General features: G+C 56.0%; 28 protein-coding genes and 1 tRNA gene. 6 read left to right on the top strand and 23 right to left on the bottom strand.

What is annotated here, in order from left to right:
- Positions 1-243 precede the first annotated feature (243 nt).
- Positions 244-319 (top strand) — tRNA-Ile (locus P3C52_RS05635).
- A 125-nt stretch (positions 320-444) separates the two neighbouring features.
- Positions 445-819, top strand: coding sequence for a hypothetical protein (locus P3C52_RS05630; protein WP_275554202.1), 375 nt, complete (start codon positions 445-447; stop codon positions 817-819).
- A 29-nt stretch (positions 820-848) separates the two neighbouring features.
- Here the strand turns inward: P3C52_RS05630 and P3C52_RS05625 are convergent, their stop codons facing one another.
- The 9 genes from P3C52_RS05625 to P3C52_RS05585 form a co-directional block, all read right to left on the bottom strand.
- Positions 849-1,067 carry an ogr/Delta-like zinc finger family protein gene (locus P3C52_RS05625; RefSeq protein WP_275554201.1) on the bottom strand — a complete coding sequence of 73 codons (219 nt, stop codon included), beginning with the start codon at positions 1,065-1,067 and terminating at the stop codon, positions 849-851.
- A gap of 65 nt (positions 1,068-1,132) precedes the next feature.
- Positions 1,133-2,230 (bottom strand): phage late control D family protein, encoded by a 1,098-nt coding sequence (locus tag P3C52_RS05620; protein ID WP_275554200.1) that lies wholly within the window; start codon positions 2,228-2,230, stop codon positions 1,133-1,135.
- A complete protein-coding gene (locus tag P3C52_RS05615; protein WP_250650632.1) occupies positions 2,227-2,712 on the bottom strand; it encodes a phage tail protein in 486 nt (161 codons plus the stop codon). The genes P3C52_RS05620 and P3C52_RS05615 overlap by 4 nt, the downstream gene beginning before the upstream one ends.
- Positions 2,709-5,348: a phage tail tape measure protein gene (locus P3C52_RS05610; RefSeq protein WP_275554199.1), complete on the bottom strand. Its 2,640-nt coding sequence runs from the start codon at positions 5,346-5,348 to the stop codon at positions 2,709-2,711. Before P3C52_RS05610 ends, P3C52_RS05615 begins: the two co-directional genes overlap by 4 nt.
- Positions 5,341-5,463, bottom strand: coding sequence for a GpE family phage tail protein (locus P3C52_RS05605; RefSeq protein ID WP_084971544.1), 123 nt, complete (start codon positions 5,461-5,463; stop codon positions 5,341-5,343). The genes P3C52_RS05610 and P3C52_RS05605 overlap by 8 nt, the downstream gene beginning before the upstream one ends.
- Positions 5,464-5,477: 14 nt before the next feature.
- Positions 5,478-5,801, bottom strand: a complete 324-nt coding sequence (locus tag P3C52_RS05600; RefSeq protein ID WP_275554198.1) for a phage tail assembly protein — start codon at positions 5,799-5,801, stop codon at positions 5,478-5,480.
- A gap of 57 nt (positions 5,802-5,858) precedes the next feature.
- Complete coding sequence (locus tag P3C52_RS05595; protein WP_250650635.1) at positions 5,859-6,374, bottom strand: phage major tail tube protein; 516 nt, start codon at positions 6,372-6,374, stop codon at positions 5,859-5,861.
- Positions 6,375-6,386: 12 nt separating this feature from the next.
- Positions 6,387-7,559, bottom strand: coding sequence for a phage tail sheath protein (locus tag P3C52_RS05590; protein WP_275554197.1), 1,173 nt, complete (start codon positions 7,557-7,559; stop codon positions 6,387-6,389).
- A 36-nt stretch (positions 7,560-7,595) separates the two neighbouring features.
- Positions 7,596-8,228, bottom strand: coding sequence for a recombinase family protein (locus tag P3C52_RS05585; protein WP_084971542.1), 633 nt, complete (start codon positions 8,226-8,228; stop codon positions 7,596-7,598).
- Between the two features lie 72 nt (positions 8,229-8,300).
- Between P3C52_RS05585 and P3C52_RS05580 the strand changes: the two genes are divergently transcribed.
- The 3 genes from P3C52_RS05580 (at position 8,301) to P3C52_RS05570 (ending at position 10,649) form a co-directional block, all read left to right on the top strand.
- Positions 8,301-8,660: a hypothetical protein gene (locus P3C52_RS05580; protein WP_275554196.1), complete on the top strand. Its 360-nt coding sequence runs from the start codon at positions 8,301-8,303 to the stop codon at positions 8,658-8,660.
- A 184-nt stretch (positions 8,661-8,844) separates the two neighbouring features.
- Complete coding sequence (locus P3C52_RS05575; RefSeq protein WP_275554195.1) at positions 8,845-9,807, top strand: PIN domain-containing protein; 963 nt, start codon at positions 8,845-8,847, stop codon at positions 9,805-9,807.
- Between the two features lie 470 nt (positions 9,808-10,277).
- Entirely contained in the window at positions 10,278-10,649 is a 372-nt protein-coding gene (locus P3C52_RS05570; RefSeq protein ID WP_275554194.1) for a hypothetical protein, read from the top strand.
- A gap of 147 nt (positions 10,650-10,796) precedes the next feature.
- On the opposite strand, the gene P3C52_RS05565 is transcribed toward P3C52_RS05570, so the two are convergent.
- From P3C52_RS05565 to P3C52_RS05540, 6 genes are all read right to left on the bottom strand, one after another.
- Positions 10,797-11,270 (bottom strand): tail fiber assembly protein, encoded by a 474-nt coding sequence (locus P3C52_RS05565; protein WP_275554193.1) that lies wholly within the window; start codon positions 11,268-11,270, stop codon positions 10,797-10,799.
- A gap of 106 nt (positions 11,271-11,376) precedes the next feature.
- Positions 11,377-12,567: a phage tail protein gene (locus P3C52_RS05560; protein ID WP_275554192.1), complete on the bottom strand. Its 1,191-nt coding sequence runs from the start codon at positions 12,565-12,567 to the stop codon at positions 11,377-11,379.
- Positions 12,564-13,178 (bottom strand): phage tail protein I, encoded by a 615-nt coding sequence (locus P3C52_RS05555; RefSeq protein ID WP_275554191.1) that lies wholly within the window; start codon positions 13,176-13,178, stop codon positions 12,564-12,566. The genes P3C52_RS05560 and P3C52_RS05555 overlap by 4 nt, the downstream gene beginning before the upstream one ends.
- Positions 13,175-14,095 (bottom strand): baseplate J/gp47 family protein, encoded by a 921-nt coding sequence (locus P3C52_RS05550; protein WP_275554190.1) that lies wholly within the window; start codon positions 14,093-14,095, stop codon positions 13,175-13,177. Before P3C52_RS05550 ends, P3C52_RS05555 begins: the two co-directional genes overlap by 4 nt.
- Positions 14,082-14,441 (bottom strand): GPW/gp25 family protein, encoded by a 360-nt coding sequence (locus tag P3C52_RS05545; protein WP_275554189.1) that lies wholly within the window; start codon positions 14,439-14,441, stop codon positions 14,082-14,084. The genes P3C52_RS05550 and P3C52_RS05545 overlap by 14 nt, the downstream gene beginning before the upstream one ends.
- Complete coding sequence (locus P3C52_RS05540) at positions 14,438-15,016, bottom strand: phage baseplate assembly protein V (RefSeq protein WP_275554188.1); 579 nt, start codon at positions 15,014-15,016, stop codon at positions 14,438-14,440. The genes P3C52_RS05545 and P3C52_RS05540 overlap by 4 nt, the downstream gene beginning before the upstream one ends.
- Positions 15,017-15,113: 97 nt before the next feature.
- Between P3C52_RS05540 and P3C52_RS05535 the strand changes: the two genes are divergently transcribed.
- A complete protein-coding gene (locus P3C52_RS05535) occupies positions 15,114-16,031 on the top strand; it encodes an FRG domain-containing protein (RefSeq protein ID WP_275554187.1) in 918 nt (305 codons plus the stop codon).
- A 15-nt stretch (positions 16,032-16,046) separates the two neighbouring features.
- Here P3C52_RS05535 and P3C52_RS05530 read toward each other — a convergent pair whose 3' ends face one another.
- Genes P3C52_RS05530 through P3C52_RS05495 form a run of 8 tightly spaced genes read right to left on the bottom strand, consistent with a single transcriptional unit; the run spans position 16,047 to position 18,816 of the window.
- Positions 16,047-16,490: a phage virion morphogenesis protein gene (locus P3C52_RS05530; protein WP_275554186.1), complete on the bottom strand. Its 444-nt coding sequence runs from the start codon at positions 16,488-16,490 to the stop codon at positions 16,047-16,049.
- Complete coding sequence (locus P3C52_RS05525) at positions 16,490-16,915, bottom strand: phage tail protein (protein ID WP_275554185.1); 426 nt, start codon at positions 16,913-16,915, stop codon at positions 16,490-16,492. Before P3C52_RS05525 ends, P3C52_RS05530 begins: the two co-directional genes overlap by 1 nt.
- Positions 16,878-17,120, bottom strand: coding sequence for an Rz1-like lysis system protein LysC (gene lysC, locus P3C52_RS05520; RefSeq protein ID WP_275554184.1), 243 nt, complete (start codon positions 17,118-17,120; stop codon positions 16,878-16,880). Before lysC ends, P3C52_RS05525 begins: the two co-directional genes overlap by 38 nt.
- Positions 17,011-17,436: an Rz-like lysis system protein LysB gene (gene lysB, locus P3C52_RS05515; RefSeq protein WP_275554297.1), complete on the bottom strand. Its 426-nt coding sequence runs from the start codon at positions 17,434-17,436 to the stop codon at positions 17,011-17,013. Before lysB ends, lysC begins: the two co-directional genes overlap by 110 nt.
- Positions 17,436-17,948 carry a lysozyme gene (locus P3C52_RS05510; RefSeq protein WP_275554183.1) on the bottom strand — a complete coding sequence of 171 codons (513 nt, stop codon included), beginning with the start codon at positions 17,946-17,948 and terminating at the stop codon, positions 17,436-17,438. Before P3C52_RS05510 ends, lysB begins: the two co-directional genes overlap by 1 nt.
- Positions 17,929-18,144: a holin gene (locus tag P3C52_RS05505; protein ID WP_275554182.1), complete on the bottom strand. Its 216-nt coding sequence runs from the start codon at positions 18,142-18,144 to the stop codon at positions 17,929-17,931. The genes P3C52_RS05510 and P3C52_RS05505 overlap by 20 nt, the downstream gene beginning before the upstream one ends.
- Before the next feature lie 4 nt (positions 18,145-18,148).
- The gene (locus tag P3C52_RS05500) at positions 18,149-18,352 is read right to left on the bottom strand and encodes a tail protein X (protein WP_150034663.1); all 204 of its coding nucleotides are present in this window, start codon (positions 18,350-18,352) and stop codon (positions 18,149-18,151) included.
- Entirely contained in the window at positions 18,352-18,816 is a 465-nt protein-coding gene (locus P3C52_RS05495) for a head completion/stabilization protein (RefSeq protein WP_275554181.1), read from the bottom strand. Before P3C52_RS05495 ends, P3C52_RS05500 begins: the two co-directional genes overlap by 1 nt.
- Positions 18,817-18,916 lie beyond the last annotated feature (100 nt).

The raw sequence follows: 18,916 nt of genomic DNA, 5'->3' as shown, positions 1-18,916 counted from the left end.
AACCAACTAACCAACTAACCAACTAACCAACTAACAAGCTAACAAGCTAACAAGCTGCATTTATTGTGGCGCAGATTTCTTTATCGGGCACATAAATGACGCAGGTTTCGCGACATATCCCGTTGCGCTACCCTGCCTTAAAGAAATGATGATTTTTCAATCGATTGAATTGCTGTAAAAAGCGCCAACCGAATAGCGATTGCTGGATTGCCCTGACAAGTTACTTTATAATCCCGCTCCACAGGCCCCTTAGCTCAGTGGTTAGAGCAGGCGACTCATAATCGCTTGGTCGTTGGTTCAAACCCAACAGGGGCCACCAAATTTTAGCTGTTAAATCAGTTAGTTAGAGCCACTCTTCGGAGTGGCTTTTTTGTTGGTGTGGCAGCCATTGGCAGCAAAATGGCAGCAGAAATTTTGCATGAATCTTAAACTGAGGCCCTTTTCATGAAAAAAACTCTCTTTGCGCTTTCACTCCTAATGACGTCTAACGCCTTTGCTGAAGCAATCCCACAGCCCATTTTAGAAGTGATAAACGTCTATCAGCATGGTTCTTTCGGTCTTGATAAGGGCGTTCTGTCGATGGCAGTTAAGAAGCCCAGCGTAAACGAAGATATGGCAGTACTGTTTTTCCAGGGCATCTGCAATACGCAATACGTTGGCAAGACATGGAATCCCGACCTGGTAAAAAAGGTTGTAATGTTCAATGCGTCAGGTGAGCAGCAAATAACGATTAACGGCGGCGGGCAGGAATGCAAAAAGCTAGGCCCGATGAATATGGATGAGTCTGATAAGTATATAAAATCGCTTATTCAAAAATAAAACCCGCCTGAGCGGGTTCTGATGGAAGGTTATAACCAAAGAGTGCCTTGTGGCGAGCGGTTCGGATGCGGGGGAACGGGCTTCACTGTACCGGGTTTTGAAATAATTTCAGCTACGGTTTCGTGAGATTTGAAGGTACAGCTGCAATTAATATTCTGGCACTGGTTATAGCGTTCCTTCGTTGTCTTAGAAACCTGAAAACTACTGCGTGTATGTGCTGCGCTTCCACACAGCGGGCAATTCATCATAGCGGCGCATCTCCCCTTCCCATTTGAGATGGATAATACACAAAACAACCATAATGGGATAGTTCTTATTCCATTTCGAGACTATCTATCTTCACTTCCAGTTCCAGACTGGTGGTAAACCCGCCGTCACTGCCCAAGCTGTGCGTCAGCGTAGTAATGATCCAGCTGCTACCGTCTATCTGCTTTTTGAAGCCGCTGACCTTCACCGGCATTTCCGTGTAAAGGTCGGCCCGCCCCCGCGCCAGCTGAATGGAGAATGTTGCCACGCCGCGCTGCAGTCGCTCCCACTGCATTTTAGCCGCCCGCTCCGCGTTGCTGCGGTTAGCATAGGTCCGGCTCAGTACCAGCACGTTTTCATCCGTGCCGATAAGATAATCGCCCTGCTTTGCCTCCGGCTCCTTTTTCTTCGCGGTGCTTTTCCGCCTGCGCTTAACCTTCGTGATTTCCTTTTTGGCCGGTTCACGGGTATGCAGCCAGCTGGCAATCACGCCGGTGTAGGCGTCACGGTCCGCCAGGGTAAAGCGGTGACTGTCGCCCGCCGAACGGGTCAGCGTGATAACCGGCAGGGGTTTACCGCTGGCCGTCCTGCCCTGCCCCTGCCGGATAAACAGCAGTTTTCCGTTCTTCACGCAGGCCAGCGCCCCGCACTGGCGCGCCAGGCGCATCAGAAAACTGGCATCTGACTCGTTGGTCTGGTCCAGGTGATCGATCGCCATCTTTGCCATATCCTCACCCAGCGCCGGGTCCAGCTTGTGCCTGGCGGCAATCTCTTTCACCATGTCGCCCACGGTGGTTTTGTGCCATGACTTTTCGCGCCGGGTATTGAGCGTTTCGCGAAAGTCGGCGCTGCGGGCGCGCAGTACCAGCTTGTCCGGTGCGCCGGTGTGTTCGATTTCGTCCACGGTGTAAGAACCTTTGGAAATAAGCGGCTCGCCCTGCCAGCCCAGCGCCAGCGTAAGCTGAACGCCCCGGCGCGGCAGCTGCAGCTGGCCGTCCGCGTCGTCCAGCTCAATGTCCAGCTGGTCCGCCTCAAAGCCCCGGTTATCCGTCAGCGTCAGGCTAATCAGCCGCTTTTCAATGCGCTGCGTGATGTCGGCGCCGTCCATCGTCAGGCGAAAGGTGGGCGCGCTGGCCGTGCCGGTTACCCATTGTATTGCGCTCACTGGAACAGCCCTCCCACGGCGGCAGCCGCTTTTCCTGCTGCGCCGCTGGCAGCCTTTTGCATCGATGCCAGCTGGTCACTCAGGCTGCCGAACATCTCGCCCAGCGACTCGTCCACCCGTTTCAGCGTCAGCGTGAACTCGATGCGTCGGCACGCGCCGTTACTGAAAAATTCTGCCCTCGTCTGGTTCAGGCTCTCGATCACGAACATACCGAAGATGGTGCCGCTGCCCTCAATCAGCGGCCACGCCTTGCCCAGCTCCGCCATCTGCTCCAGCGCAAACAGCGACAGCCTGCCGCCGGTAATTTCCGGCAGCAGCGTGCCGGTCAGCGTCAGCGTGTCGGTGTCCGGCCCCAGAAACTGCGCTGACGGCCGCAGCCCCACGCGGCTGTTGGTGGGAAAGCGCCAGCTGCGCTGATACTGCAGCTCCTGATACGGCACCGTTTTCAGCATGAAAACAAACAAACCCAGCGTCATCATCATTCGTCAAATCCTCCCCGGTCACGGTAACTGCTGCGGGCGCGGGCCTGCGCCTGCCGCTCTTTTGCCTCCAGCTGGCGCATCACCTCCGCCACCACGTCCTGTGCGCTCTGCCCTGGCTGCTGCACAATGGTAATCGGGGCGTGAATGGTCACGGCGGGCGCCGGGCTGCTTCCGGCACTGGCTGCTTTTACCGCTGCCCCGGACTTAACCGGCAGGCTCATCGGATGCAGCGGGCGGGCGGTTGCAGGCGTGGCAGCAGCGCCCATTGCCAGCGCCGCCGTGGCGGCCAGCGCGGCGGTACGCCTGCGGCTGGTAATGCGGGCGGGACCGTTTACCAGCTCCGGGCCGTTTTCGCCAGCAATGCCAAACTGCCCGGACGGGATAAAACCGCCACTGTCAAACAGCCCGGCAAAGCCTGTTTTCTTCGGCGCCGCAGGCTTGCCCGCAGGGCCGTTGCCGCCTGCGGCATCCGGCTTCATCCAGTCCGGCAGGTAGCTGTTCAGCGACGTCAGCTTACTTTTCAGTGCCTCCCATTTCTGACTAATGCCCGCCATCAGGCCGTCAATCATCTGCGCCCCGGCCTCCTGAAAACGGGCGGGCAGCGCCTTGAGGTCTGACGTGATTTCATTCCATTTAGTGCTTATCCAGGTGGTGATGGTATTCCATGCACCAATTGCACCATCGCGGATGGTGACCCACAGCGCGGCAAACTTTGGCCCCAGCGTCTCCCAGTTCTGCCAGATATACAGCGCTGCCATCGCAATCAGACCCACCACGGCCAGAATCGGGTTTGCCAGCATCAGCCGCCCCAGCCACAGCACGCCCTTGCCCACGATGCCCAGCGCATTACGGATAAGCCCGAACGCGCCGGGCACCTTCAGCCCCAGCATACTGAAGCTCATCCGCATCAGGGCCAGCGGGCCGAGAATGGACGCCGCTGCCAGCGACAGCGCCCCGATGGCCGTCATGGCGACAGCAAACCCGGCTGCCATTTTGAACAGCGCGGCGGTCAGCTGCGGATGCGCTTTTACAAAATTTCCCAGCGCCGAGGCCAGATCGCCCAGCCAGTCGGCCAGCTCCTTCAGCACTGGCGCAACGGTTTCACCGATGGCGGCCATTGCGTTGGTGAATGAGCCGCTGGCAGCGTCCCATTTGTTGCCGAGTGTGTTCAGTGACGCGTCCACGCGCTCACGCAGGGATGCCTGATTTTCCAGTTTGGCCGCCGTTTCCTTATAGCCTGCCAGTCCTTTGGTGATCATGTTGTTCAGGACCTGCAGGGTTTCCGCATCGTCCCCGAACATATCCTTGAGCGTCCGCAGGCGCTTTTCCGTACTCAGCGTTTTCAGCTGGTCCAGCTGCGCATACATCTTTTCGATCCCGGCAAACTCGCCCCTGCCGTTGGTGAAGTCGAACTTCACGCCGGTGCCCTTCAGGTCCTTGTTCACGCCGCCGATTTTTTTAGTGTCCATCATGGCCTGCAGCACCTTGCGGTAGGCGTTCCCCGCCGAGCCGCCGTCCATACCCTGCTGGTCCGCCATGACCAGCAGCGGCGCAAAGGCTTTTGCCGCATCCAGTCCCTTCATTTTGATGATGTCCATCGCGCTGCCGATTTTGGCGTAGCCCTGCAGCATGTTTTCTGAATCCACCCCGGCGTAGAAGCCTTTCTGGATGATGTCGGTCAGCGCCATCATGTCTTTTTCCGAGGTCTGCGTGGCGTCCTGCAGCTTGGCGGCAAACTCCGCCGCCTCCGTGGGCGCCATCTTCAGCTGCACGCCCAGATAGGCGGTGGCTTCACCCAGCCCGCCCAGGATGGACTGCGCGGACATGCCCTGACGGCGCAGCATGGTCATCATGTTCTGGAAGTCCGCCGTGGTGCCGGGCAGCCTGTCGCCCAGGCTGACGGCCAGCCGGTTTATTTTTTCAAACTCCGGCGCGACTTTCGCCCCCGGCCCCATCATGGAGGCGGCCAGCTGCGTGGCGGCGTCCTCCGACTGCGCGTAGGCGCTGACCGGGGCCATCATCGTCATGCCCGCAGCTACACCGGACGCCACCATACCGGCGCCGTTCCCGGCAAGGTTATTGCGCAGTTCCTGCGTTTTCTCCCGGCGCGCCCGGATGGCGTTCAGTTTCTGCTGCCGTTCGCCCAGCTTTCGCAGGGTCGCCTGCTGGCGCTCAATGGCACCGCTGGCGGCTTCCGCGTCGGTTTTCAGGCGACGCTGCGCGGCGCTCAGCTGTTTTGTATCGATACCGGCGGCGTTCAGCGCCTCACGCTGGCGCTGCACGGACAGGCGCAGCCCGTTATATTTCTGCTGCAGCTCGCTGGCGCGGTTTTTGGCCTGCTCCAGCAGTCGGGCCTGCTGTGCCGTGGGGCGGTTGGTGGCGGCAAACTGTGTCGCCAGCGCGGCAGCTTCCTGTCGGGCTGCGGCCAGATTTTTTTCGGTGATGGCAAGCTGCGATCGGGTTTTGCGGAACCCGTCGATTTTTCCGGCCTGCTCGTTCAGGGATTTCAGGGTGTCTTTACTGGCTTTCAGCGCGGCGGCCAGCTCCCTGGAACCGGCCTGCGCGTTTCGGAAAGGACGGGTGATTTTATCCACCGCGTTTAAAACCACCTGCAGCCGCAGGTTTGTGTCACTCATCGTCACCGGCTCCGCTTCGCAATATCGCTTTATGCCGCCACTCCAGCACTTCGGTAAGCGGCATCACGTCAGTGACGGACGGCGGCCAGTGAAAAATGGTGGCGATGTCCGCCACCAGGTCATCCACCGTCAGTTCGTCGGGAAATCCGACAGCACCGACTTCGGCAACAAAAAAGTGACCACCTCCACCGACAGCGAAAGCAGGTCGGCAGGGTCCATTTCGGCAATCTCATGCGGCTGCAGCGCGGGCTGGCTGATGCGCGGGATAACCGTCATCATCGCGTTCACGTCCATATCCATCAGCGCCTGCAGGCGGGTGCCGCGCAGTGCGCCGGACTGCGGCTTGCGCAGGGTCACGCTGGTAATCTGCTCTTTGCCACGCGTTACCGGCGTGTCCAGGGTGACGGTTTTCTGCTGCGGCTGCGGTACGGCGTCGTGTTTAATCTCTGTCATCGTTTTATGTCCTGAATGCGTTAAGAAAATGCGGCAGGGCTTCCCCTGCCGGGGTTATCAGAGGCCAAGGGCGCTTTTGTGTTTTTCCATCAGATCCGTGCCGCCGACGATTTCAACCATGTTCACCAGGTCAACCTCGTACAGCACCTCGCCGTTAATGGTCAGCTTCGCGTAGCTGTTGGTGCCGGACACTTTGGTGCTGTTGCTCTCACCGGTTTTCCACTCGCCGGAATCCACCTCTTTGTGGCGACCGCGTACGACCAGCTCCACGGCCTGCACCTCACCGGTGCTGTCCGTCTGAATGGAGCCGGTAAAGCGCAGCTGAATGGCGTCCGCCGTAACGGCGCCCATCTGTTTGAACAGCAGCAGCTCCGTGCCGCCGATGGAAAATTCGGTATCCAGCGCGCCGTCATCCAGCCCCATATCAATGTCCACCGCGCCCGGCATCCCGCCGCCACGGTATTTTTCAAACTTGCGGGTAAATTTCGGCAGGGTCAACGATTCCACGATGCCCATCCAGTTGTTCCCGTCGTTAAACAGGTTCAGGTGTTTCAGCTTGCGGGGTAATGCCATCTGTTTTTCTCCTTACGCGCTGACCTGGCTGGCAAAGTTCACCAGATACTGGTCCGTGATGCGCTGGCGCAGCATCAGGTTTTCCAGCGGCGGCACCGGCGTGTAGTCATAGTCAATGGTGAGTTTGCCCGCCTTGAGCGTGTCCTTGTCGTTCACGCTCTCATCCAGCCAGCAGTCGGCGCCAATGAGATAGCCCTGGCTGACCAGGCTGCGCAGTTTTGCGCGAATGCTTTCGATAATGTCGCGGGCCAGCGACGGATTCAGGGCACCGTCCACCGCCCACATCTGCGCCTCCGCCATGGTGTCCATCAGCACCTGCGCGGTGCGGGTGTAGTTCTCAAACGCAAACAACGGATCGTCGCTCAGGCAGCGGGAACCCCAGAAGCGGAAGCCGTCCTGGCGGATCAGCGTGGTGACGTCGTTCTGGTTCAGCAGGCCCGCATCCGTTGCCGGGTCCTGCAGGTCCCAGAAGACGTCTGCGGAAATGCCGGTGACGCCGTTCACGCCCACGTTGGACAGGGTTTTGTGCCAGCCGGTCTGCTGGTCTATTTTTGCACGCAGGCCGAGCGCACGGGCGGTGGCATAAGCCGTGGCGTCCGCGTTCAGCACGGTGTCAAAGTTGATGAAATCCGGCCAGATAAGCATCCCTTCGCGCTGGCTGAAGTTGGCGCGATAGGCGATCGCCTCTTCCACGGTCTTACAGCCGTAAGCAGTGAGATAGGCAAAGCCGCGCAGGCTCTGCGCCACGGATAACAGCTCCGTTGCCACCGCCTGCGTGTCGTGTCCGGGCACGCCGAGGATGCGCGGCTTAACGCCGCATTTGGCCTGCGCGGTCAGCAGCGCTTTCATGCCGGTGCGTTTGCCGTCTGCGGTCACGCCGCCGATGATGTTGGACGTGGTTTCCGCTTCGGTTTCGCCCTGCGCCACGCGCACGACCACGGTCACCGGTTTGGCCTGGTCGCCGATCGCATCGAGCGAACGGGCCAGCGTGCCTGACTCTCCGGCTTTGCCGCTGGCGGTCAGCACGTCGGTGAGTAAAACGGGGGTATTCAGCGGGAAGGTTGCCGCGTCGGCATCGTCTGCGGTACAGACCATGCCCACAATCGCGGTACTTACCGTTGAAATGGTGCGGGTGCCTTCGTTAATTTCCGTAACGCGCACGCCGTGATGATAATCGTCTGCCATGTAGCAAATCTCCGGTTAAGGGGTTTTGCTATGGTGTTACGTGGCTCCGGTTGATTCACGCCCTTGCTGTTGTATGAGGTCTGACACAACGGACGACTGGCTTTTTTTCAATTCCTTTTGCTCAGCTGCCGGGATGTAGCGATACAGCGTCTTAACCGAAACATCCAGAACCAGCGCCACCTGATGCAGGGTCGCACCGTTACGTAACATCCGCCTGGCTCTTTCGGTTACCTCTTCTGTCATTATCCTGCGGCGCCCGCCGATGCGACCTTTTTCACGCGCCGCTGCCAGTCCTGCACGGGTACGCTCAACAATCAGCTCGCGCTCCATTTCCGCCAGCGCCCCCATGACATGAAAAAAGAAGCGGCCCATTGGTGTGCTGGTATCAATACTGTCGGTCAGGCTGCGGAAGTTTATTCCTTTTTCGCGCAGTTCCTCAGTCAGCATCACCAGATGGCGCATACTCCGGCCAAGCCGATCCAGTTTCCACACCACCAGTGTGTCGCCCTCCTGCAGGCAGCGCAGTGCTTTTTTCAGTCCCGGTCTGTCTGCCTTTTTTCCGCTTATTCTGTCTTCAAAAATCAGTTCACAATTTGCGCTCTGCAGTGCGTTACGCTGCAAATCGGTGTTCTGGTCATTTGTTGACACCCTGATGTAGCCAATCAGCACGGTAAACCTCGCATAAATGGCATGGAGTGTGCCAGCCTGGTGCTTTTCAGGGCCAGGGGTTTCTTTCGGTTTTTGGTTGGTTTGGGCGAGGCTGCAAAACTGCCTGCGGCCTCAGCAGCAGCAAGTGGTTCAGGGTGGCTGTCCGTACCGGTAGTTATTGGCGGTACAGTGCGGAATATTATTTTGCAGTGGAAATCTGTTACCGTGCCGCAATCTACCGATGGGACGATGGTTGTCGTTAATTCATCATGGCCGGTTTCATTTCCTGCCGCCTGCCTTTCAGTAATTCAGGCGCTGACCAACTCGACCATTTATGCAACGAACGGTAATCCTTACACATCATCCGCAATAGTAGATCGCGCGACTTTTGCTGCTGCATCCAGCTATTCCAAATCAGCTTCTACAGTAACAGTATGGGGTATAGGCTGGTAAAAACGTTGCTATTCGAATGCGTCCGCTATGAGCGAGGAGCGGACATTACTGACAGCATTCTATGCGAATCAACAGGAGGCAGATCAGGTTAGTGAACATTATGTGAAAACTTACTGATATTTGATGCATGGTTAAGAATTGTCTGATAGGGTGGTTTTCCTTATGTTTATGGAAAGGAAATCTGATGAACGTCTTCATTGATACCAATCTATTCTTAGACTTCTACCGTATGGGTAAGGATAAGTTAGACGAGTTAGACAAGGTTTTTGCATTACACCAGTACGGACAACTTAAACTTTGGCTCCCGGCGCTTCTGAAGAATGAGTTCTGGCGTAATCGCTCTAAAGTTGTAGCTGACAACATCAAAGAGATTGAGAAGGACTACAAACCCGGTCTTCCTCACATCTTCAGACAGCATGATGATATCAAAAAGTTCAACAAGGCTGTCACTGAATCAAATAAAATTAAGAACAAAATTTTTAGTGATATTCAGGAGCAGTTCAGGACTGAAACTTTAGCCGCCGATATTGTTATTAAAAGGATTTTTGGAGTAGCTACAATAATTGAGGCAGAGGAAGAAACAATTAAGAAAGGTATGCTGCGCTATGATCTAGGCAATCCACCGGGTAAGAACAAATCTTACGGCGACGCTGTTAACTGGGAATGCTTGCTGAAAGAGATTCCAGAAGGTGAGGATCTTTACCTGATCACCGAAGACTCAGACTACAAAAGCCCCTTCATTGAAGGTGATATGAACGAGTACATGAAGCATGAGTGGAAGACAAAGAAAAAGTCTGAGCCGCACATGTACGCTCGTTTGTCTGAGTTCATCAAAGACCACTTCCCACAAGCAACAAACCTTGCCGATCTTGAAGTAGAACTCACGATCAAGGATCTCGAAGAATCTCCTAATTTCCATGCAACTCATAGAGTAATCGAGAAACTTTCGAAATATAAAGACTTTAACCAGAACCAGATCCTTAAGTTGATGAACATCTACTTTGACAATGATCAAGTTGGATATATTAGACATGATCAGGACGTTCGTAAATTTGGTAGAAAAATTCTCGAAGAATATGTGGCTGGCAAGAACGAAGACAATGATGAGTTTGCTGAATTCTTCAAGAAGTTCATTAACGGTAATTAAAACAGGTTATGCCACACTCAGAGGACTCTTTGGAGTCCTTTTTTATTTTAAACAGTTTAAGTGACCTGTTCCCCGTGGATTAGTACATCATGATATCAGCCATGTCCACTTATGGCACATAGCGGACTAAGGACGCCAAGACATTACCACTAGTGTCACAAATGTTGGTTTGGGCGAAGCGGCAAAACGGGATGTTGGGAGCGATACTAATCAAATCCCTGACATGGGCGCTTTTTCATCCGGTCTGTCAAGAACCGGCTGGCAGAAGATAGCCGGGGGATTAATTTTGCAGTGGGGATATGCTCCTGTCCCTGCAGGAAGTGCGACAGGGAAGGTCCTGTTCCCTATAGTATTTCCAAAAGATATTTTTGCCATATTTGTTACTGATACCGGTGCTGCGTGTCTGTCATACGGAACTACTGACAGAAACAACGCAGGATTTACCGTGGCGCGCCTTACCAGCACGTCGAGTGGTAGCGTCAACGGTTTTTATTTGGCGATCGGAATATAACGTTGGTTTGGGCGAAGCAGCAAAACGGGATGTCGGAACAGGAGAAAATCACATCCCGGATATGAACAGCTTTGGGAGTAATTTATCTGGTAACGGCCATATGTTTTTCCCCGGTGGACTTATCCTGCAGTGGGGCAGGATTGCTGTGGATTATTCGATTGAGCATGGCTCTGCTACGGTGCCTGGAGGAAGTGTACATAAATATAGGGGAATGGGGAGTTTCCCTATTTCGTTTCCTAATACATTAATGTGTGTTACAGCCACAAGTAATGATGTTCCGAATACATATATAGCCAGCATTTACCCGACCTCTATGCAGGATTTTAATTAGTCTTTTCAGTCGGCCCAACCCTACTCAACCAGCAGCTCAGGTGCAAACTCTTTTTGCTGGATCGCAATAGGTTGCTAAGATTAGGGGGAAATTAATAGTCAATTTAGAGTACTAAATAAAAAGCCCTTTCGGGCTTTTTTATTAGTGTTAATTGGGCCAGGCGGGAACAGTATAGCCATTATTTACAGCTTCAATTAAAATCCACTGGGGAATATCTGGCAGTTTGATTAACGGCCATCCCTCAGTGTTAGGCCATACTTTAAAGCTGGAGCGAACATTTAATAATTCCTCTCGCTGCTCACCTGACAAAAGAGTGCCATTAATGGTGTAGTCCTCAATTAACATTCTGTCTGTTGATAATATAAAATCATCACGTAACGTTCTGGCTTGCGCTTTTAATTCATCTTCAGTTACTTCATGAACGGGCATGTCAGCCCAACACGGGTATCCTTCATTGTCAATAGACCGTACTTTTCCAACTGGCGGAATCCCAGTGAATTCCATAAAAGTATCGTTACTTATATCTTTTAAATCTTCCGGCAGTGTCCCTGCAGTCTGGTAGGCTTCTTTAAGGACTTTAGGATAAAAAGCATTAGTTTTAGGACTAAACCAGTAGCTCATTAAAAATCTCCGATAAAATATAAAGCCCTACTCTAAATTTATTTTTCACTGAGTGTAATGACTTACTGTTGTGTCATGTATCAAACAACAGAACCCTAACCAACCTTTAATTGCCAATTAAAATATAGCGCCCATAACATGCTGATCCGTTAGCGCCCCGTGTCACATTCCCGCCTACTGTTGCCGCGTCCAACATGGTGGCTGATGCTTTGACCTGGGTACGGCTTAATACCGTGATTGAATAAATGGTTGGCCGGGCAAAGTGCCCGGAATTATCATGAGTAGCGACAGCAGAGAAAATATTATTTGGAAACGCTACGGGAAGATCGACAGTGACTTCCATCCCTGAAGTCAATGAGGTAAATCTACCCCACTGAATCATGATGGCGGCGCCATCACTGAGTGGAATATTTAACCATCCAGCACCAGTAAGTGCAGCCGTCGGCGCTGGCAGTTTTGCCGCCTCGCCCAAACCAAGATTTTTAAGAAACGCCGCCACGTCGGCAATATCGCTGCCGTTTTTCGCTATATCCATTTTCCCGGCTAACTGGTTAAGAACGGTCGCGGAAAAATTCGGGTCATTGCCCAGCGCATCGGCCAGTTCTTTCAGCGTATCGAGCGCGGCAGGTGCCGCACCGGCCAGCGCAGAAAGCGCAGCGGTCACAAATGCCGTGGTTGCCAGCTGCGTGGAGTTGTTGCCCGCTGCGGGCGTCGGCGCTTTTGGCGTACCGGTAAACACCGGGCTGGCCTTTGGCGCATACTGCGAATGTGGATCGGTAGCGGCCAGATGTTTTGACATCAGGCTGTCCGCGTACTGGCGTACCTCCAGCACGTTTTCATCCACATACTGGCGCGTTGCCAGCACCACGGACGGGTCCACCTTTAGTGTGATGGCCGCCGTGCTGCTGACAATCAGGATCATGCGCAGGCGCTGCGTACGCCCGCTGCCCTCCTGCAGCTGCGGCTTGTAGGTGTCAGCAGTATTACAGACCGCAATCAGCGTGCCGTCACCGTCAAACAGCCCCATCTCCCGAATCCAGAAGCCACCTTCCGTTTCAGGGATAATCTGTTCTGCAATAATCTGGCTGCCGTTGGCCGCGTCAACGGTCAGCGAATTGAGCGCCGCCCGGCGTACCTCGTTTACCAGCTTCGTCTGGCTGGCGTTCGGCGTGGGCGACGTACCGCCACCGTCTCCCACCGCCATGTGCGTGATATTCAGCTTTGTGCCGAGCGATACGGCGTTGGCAATTTTCGCCGCGCCGAGGTTGGTTACGATCGCATAATATTTTTGTGTCATGGTCCCACTTCCAGCAAGTCGATAACGTGAGTCGCCGCACCCGGATAGCTCCGGCCGCTGACGGAAATAATGTCAGGTGTATAGGGGTAAACGGTGAGATCGTCACCGCCATAGCTGGCGGCACCGAGATAACACTGGCCGCCGCTTTGCAGGTTGATGGACATGCCCAGCATATGGCGACTGCACGGCTTCGCATCGCTTATCAGGCGCTCCAGCTCCTGATAGCTTTCTTCCGTGATGCCCTGCTCCTGCACGCCAATATCCAGCCGGAAGGTGCCGGGTGCCTCGCCGTTCTGCCACCATTCAATAACGCGGATAAGAAAACCGAACGGCTCCACCACACGGCGCACCGCGCTGATGGTTCCCTTGTGCTGATGGATGTAAAACGCATCCTGTACCACCTTGCGCTTGACGCTCTCCGCCCAGCTCTCATCCCAGCGGTCTACCGAAAATGCCCAGGCAAGATACGGCAAAAACTTTACCGGGCAGGTTGCCGGGTTCCACAGTTCACGCAGCGGCACCTTCAGCCCGGCCAGGTCGCTGCAGGCTTCTGCCAGCCTGCGCTCAGTGGCAGATGAACCCGGCGGCAGCAGGCTGTTGTTCAGACTCATACCGCTCCCCCCGCAGCGTCACCCGCCACCGTTATCAGCGTGCCGGTGCAGTAACCTGCCTGCGTGCGGTCCATGATGATGTCGCGGGCCGGTTCGACCATTTCCACCCAGTCCACGCCAGCCACACGCAGCACTGCCCCGTAAGAGTCCTGGCGCACGCTGCGCCCCAGCTTCGCCTGTTCTTTCAGGTAGGCGGCCAGCGCTGCGTTAGCGGCATCCAGACAGGGACCGGCCACCACACCGTCATAAAGATGCAGCCTGGCTTCCACGCGGTAGGGGAATATCTCAGCGCCCTGCACCGTCACGCGGTCCGCCACCGGGCGCACGCTTTCGTCATTCAGCGCGCTGTCCACGACAGTCAGCAGGTCAGCCGGTGCCGTGCCGTCCCCTTCCCGGCTCAGTACGGTAATTAACACCTCCGCCGGTGCCGGGCTGGTTGCCGATACGTCCGCCACACGCCCGTCCGCACTTTTGGCGTAAAATTCATAGGCCGCTTTCGGTCCGGCCACGCTCAGCCCTTCAAAGGCATCCGGCACGCGCAGGCGCAGGTCATCGTCCGTTTCCATCTCCGCTTCAACCGGCGGGATAGCCTCCGGGTCCGCCGGGGTAATGGTCAGGCGCTTCAGGTTGTAATTCGCCGCCAGCTGGTCCAGATCGCTGCCAAGCGCGTAGGCCACCATCACCGCCTGCGCGGCTTCGTTGATGCGCTGGCGCAGCAGGATTTCCCGGTAGGCATTTTCCTGCAGCAGCTTAACCACCGGTTCAGACTCCAGCGCCAGCGTGCGGCGTACCGCCGCCTGCTCATCGGCCGGATGCAGCGCGATAAACGCCGCCTTGCGTTCCGCCAGCAGCGTTTCAAAGTCCGGCACCTCCACCACTTCCGGCGCGGGCAGCTGTGAAAGGTCAATTACCGCCACTGTTTCCTCCCGTTGAGACGTTCATGGCCAGCGGCGAACCGTCCGCGCGCTGCCCGGTTAACTCCACCTGCAGGGAGCCGTCATAGTTGCGGCTGACCTGCAGGGCACTGAGCCTGACACGAGGTTCCCAGCGGCTCAGCGCGGCGTAGATGGCGGCCATCAGTTGCAGGTTCAGCGCATCGTTCTGCGGCTGGTCCATCAGGGCAAACAGCATCGAGCCATATTCACGCCGGGCAATGCGGCTGCCCTGCGGGGTTACCAGAATGTCGCGGACCGACTGCCGGATATGGTCGGTGTCCGTCAGCGCCCTGCCGGTCTGCTGGTTCATGCCGAGATACATTGTCATTTCGGCCCGTCCGTTCTGCTGCTGCCACGTTCAACGCCGCCGTGATCATGATCGTCCACAATGACGCCGTTAGAACTCATGGCGCCACCGCTCTGCGTCACGCCGCCGTTTATGGTCATTTCCGCGTTGATTTCCGCCTGCTCAGCGTTAAGCGCAAAGCGCTTCGTGTTCAGCTCCATATTTTCGGCACCCTCTATCACCACGTTCTGCACGCCCTTAATCAGCCAGCGATGCCTGGCCGGGTCATATTCAAACCAGCCGCCGTCCGGGTATTCGGTCACGCTGCCCGCTTCTGAATCGGACGGTGGCGGGAAGGTACTGGAATAAATGGCGGGCAGCGCAAAGGCGGTTTCCAGATTGCCGCCGAGGCTCAGCAGTACAACCTGTTCCCCCACGGTAGGCGCCCACCATGTGCGGCTGCTGCCGGCGCGCAGGGTCAGCCAGTTAATCCAGTTGGTTTCAAGGTCGCCCGTTTTCACCCGGCACAGCCAGTTGTCCCGGTCTACTTCCGACACAATGCCGGTGCGGATCAGGTTGGTGATAAGGCGCATGATTTCGGTAAGTTGAGTATTCATCCCTCTAAGGTATCCATAGGGATGCATTGATAGCATCTGATTATGGTTGTATCGTGAACAGCACAATTACAAACCCAGCTAAGCCAACGGCCTACTCATGACTAACCGCCAGCTTTTTTACAAGATTACAGAAACTCAAAGTGCTGATGAATTATGGGATATGTTGTCACCTACACGACTTAATGAAAAAGGAAAATTTGCTCACCTTAAATTTCGTGGGCATGCAAATTCAAATTGGAAGCTTATTCCAACATCACTTAGGGAAGGGTTTCATAAGAATAACTTTTTATTAAGCGGCATAAAAAACCTTAGTGATATAGTCGCAAATGAAATTGCCATGCTTTTTCACTTCGCACGATCATGCGATAGAGTTGGTATATCGATACCAAACGATTCAATTTTATTCAGAAATGAAAACCTTATACTTACGTCCAATGAGAATGGAAAATACTTCGACAATCCAGCACTATGGCCTAACCCTAAACTTTATGAAATTATGGCGATGGCACAACATCATGGTGTTCCTACCCGGCTTTTAGATTGGAGTGACAGTCCATATATTGCAGCTTATTTTGCTGCAGGCGGTGCTATTGAAAAACATGAAGAACAAGACTGGATTTCACAAAAACTTGCAATATGGGCAGTCAGAAATCCCATTCAGCCTAGTTCAAATCAGCTGCAATTCATTCAAGCCCCAGGTTCAGTAAGTAAACATTTGCCTTCACAGAGAGGTAGCTTTTCAGTTCACCCAATTTATTCTTATACAAACGACATATTAAAAACAAACGGACTTGAAGATTATAATTTTTATGGGGACGGATTTGAGTTTTATAAATTCACACTTCCTGTTACTGAAGCTGTTCGTCTATTACATTTATGTTCAGTTGCAGGCTTTACCGCCGCCGAGCTATTCCCTTCCGCCGACGGCGCTGGTAGAGCAGTTAAAGAAGCTATGCTATTAACAACTGTCATCAACAGGCTTCAGCTAAATTACGATGGCAGTAGCTCAAAGTGAAAATTTAAATGCCAGTCAATTCAGCCAGCGCAGCAACGCCTCCTGCACCGTGGTTTCCACCTCGCCGTTTATGCCCAGCAGGGGGCGCGCGGCGTATTTCACTTCTGGGCCGCCCCGGCTCACCCGATCGCGCAGTCCGTAATGATGCACGCGGGCAATGCGCTGCGCCTGCCGGGTAAAGCTGACTTCCGCCTGGCTGGCATTTGCCGTCGCCTTCAGAAACTTCGCCGTTTTCAGCTTCGTGAACATCTTGCGCTTAACCCGCCCCTGTTTCGTCCGGGCGGTCATGCGGCGCGGCTCCCATGCGGTCCCGTCCGGCGCACGCTGCGCGGTGATGTTCTGCTGCTGAATGCGCCGCACGTCCCGCGCCACTTCGCGCAGCATCCGGGCGCGCGCCGTGGGTTCCAGATTTGCCAGCAGCGCGGCCAGCCAGGCATCCACTTTCTGCAGTTCGTCCATCAGCGGCCCGTCCAGAACTCGTCCGGCTCGTCCGGCTCCGGCACGGCTTCAACCTGCATCTGTCCGTTGACCTCACGCGCCAGCACCCGCTCCGTCAGCTTCAGGTTCAGGCTAAGGTCACATGCACCGTTGCCCAGAATGTCTACCTCAAAGGTAAACAGCTTTTCCCGCTCGTCAGGGTTCTGCAGCGCATCAGGCTGATTGTCCCGCAGCCAGTACAGAATGGGCGCCATCAGCAGGTTCTGGTCACCGGTGAAGTCCGTCACCACCACATTCAGGGTGTAGCGGTACTCCCAGGAGATGGACGCGGCAGCGGTGGCAACCAGCGAACCGTTATCCACAAACAGGTGCAGCCGGTCCGGGTTTTCCCGCACGTAGGGCACCGACTTATTCAGGGCGTGGCGTAAGGACTGCGGTTTGTTCATCGTCTTTTTCCTGGCAGTTCACTATGGTGTCCACCTTGTCCGCGCAGTTCGCCCAGGCGGCTTCCGTCTCATCCAGCAGGCGCATCAGATCGCCGTTACTGCGCGGGGCGGCTTCCGGCAGGTGGCAGCGCGTTATTTTTGGACAGCCAGTCACGGTAAGACTGACCTCCGGTGATGGCCGGTCGCTGGCGCAGCCGGACAGCAACAGCAGGCAAAGGGGCAGCAGCCCAGCGGCGATAGGCTTCATTTTCACGGGTCAGGTCCTCAATTTGGCGCTGGCGCGTCTGCAGCAGCGCACGGGTTTCTTCTGCAGCCGCATAAAGCCGGGTCTGCTCCCGGCTGTTGGTCTGCGTCAGGATATTCAGGGCAATCAGCTGGCTGTTTTTCTGGTTCAGCTTCGCTTCCAGCGCAGCCAGGGCGTTTTTCTGACTGCGGTTCGCCTGCTCAGCCCTGTCCAGCCGCCACGTCTGAACGCACATCGCCGCAACGGCCATCAGTAGCACGGCCACCAGTGCGCGCATCATGCAGCCCCCTTCAGGCACCAGGCCATTTCCCGCCCACGGCGGTTATCCAGCCCCTGATTAAACACGCCGTTCACGTAAACCCAGCGCGGCAGCTGACGGCAGGCATCCGCCCAGCGGCGCTGGTTCAGCAGCTTCACCAGCGTGGAGCCGCAGGCGTTGCCGGTGCCCACGTTGAACGCAAACGACACCACCGCGTCATAGACGTGCTGCGGCAGCTGCGTGACGATGCACCGGCCCAGCACTGCCTCCGTGCGCAGCACGTTGGTAATCAGGCTCTCCGCCGCCTGCCGCTCCGTGATGGCTTTGCCCGGCACCACGCCGTGGGTGTTGCCGATCCCGTCCGTCCATTTTCCGGCGCTGCACTGGTACGGCTGCAGCCTGCAGCCCTCAAAATCAGCAATCAGCTTCAGCCCCTCCAGCGAGGTGTGCAGCTGCTGAAAGCCCGGCAGCGTGGCGGCAATCGCCAGCACCAGGCCCACCGTACAGCGCTTAACGGTTTGCAGATTCATAGTCGCTCCGGCTGATGCGTCCGCTTTCCAGCAGCTGGTAGGTTTTGCGCTTGTAATGCCAGTTGATAAGCGTCATCAGCACGCCCAGCGCCAGCCCCACATATGTGGAAATATCTTTCAGCGACATCTCACCCAGCCAGGCCATCGCCACCGCGATGCACCAGGTGATAAACGCGCTGATGCGTTCTGTTGTCATGATTTCAGTCCCAAAGCTGCACGGTCTGCGCAGTGGCTGCAGGCGTGACGTCCGGCAGCTCCACCTCCAGCCCGTGGGGTAAAAAGGGGCCATGTGACGCCAGCCCCGGATTCGCCTGCAGCACCTGCTCCGTCAGCCCCTGCGTGCGCCCGTAGTGACGCCAGCACAGCGCATCCACCGTGTCATACTGCTGCGCACGCACCTTCATCAGATAAGCTCCACGATGCTGTGCGGCCGGTCCTGCACGCGGCTGATGGCCCAGCGCGCATCCCGCCACAGGTCGCCCGTGGCATCCTCCAGCGCCTCCCCGCGCTTCACGCCTGCCGCCGTGGCGTCATAGTCCTGATAACGCTCATTCAGCACCGCCCGCGTCCAGCACCACACCGCATTGCGGTAGTGATGAACGCGCTGGCTCTGCCCGGCCAGCTTTTCTGCCGGAACCGCTGCCAGTGAGGCATAGCCCAGCTGCTGCTGGCGGCTGCGGTAGTCGTACAGCTCCGCATTAACCTCAGAAATGGCGGTCAGCACCACCTGACGCAGACGGGGCGCGGTTACGGTGCCGTCCGTTCGCATGGCGCTGCGAAAATCCGCCAGGTTAAGGTCCGGCCAGAACGGCGTGTTTTCGATAATTTCCGGCGTGTCCGGTGCCTGCTCCGTCGCTACAAAGTTCATTGCCGTGGTTCTCCTGAATTAGTTGGGCGGTGGACGGGGTTTTGATAAGGCCATGCCTGTCGCCACCCCGTGCCGCCCCGCGCGTGGGCACGTCCGGTTA

The organism is Mixta sp. Marseille-Q2659, from assembly GCF_940807255.1.
GTDB lineage: Bacteria > Pseudomonadota > Gammaproteobacteria > Enterobacterales > Enterobacteriaceae > Mixta.
This window is presented reverse-complemented; position numbering and strand designations above follow the sequence as displayed.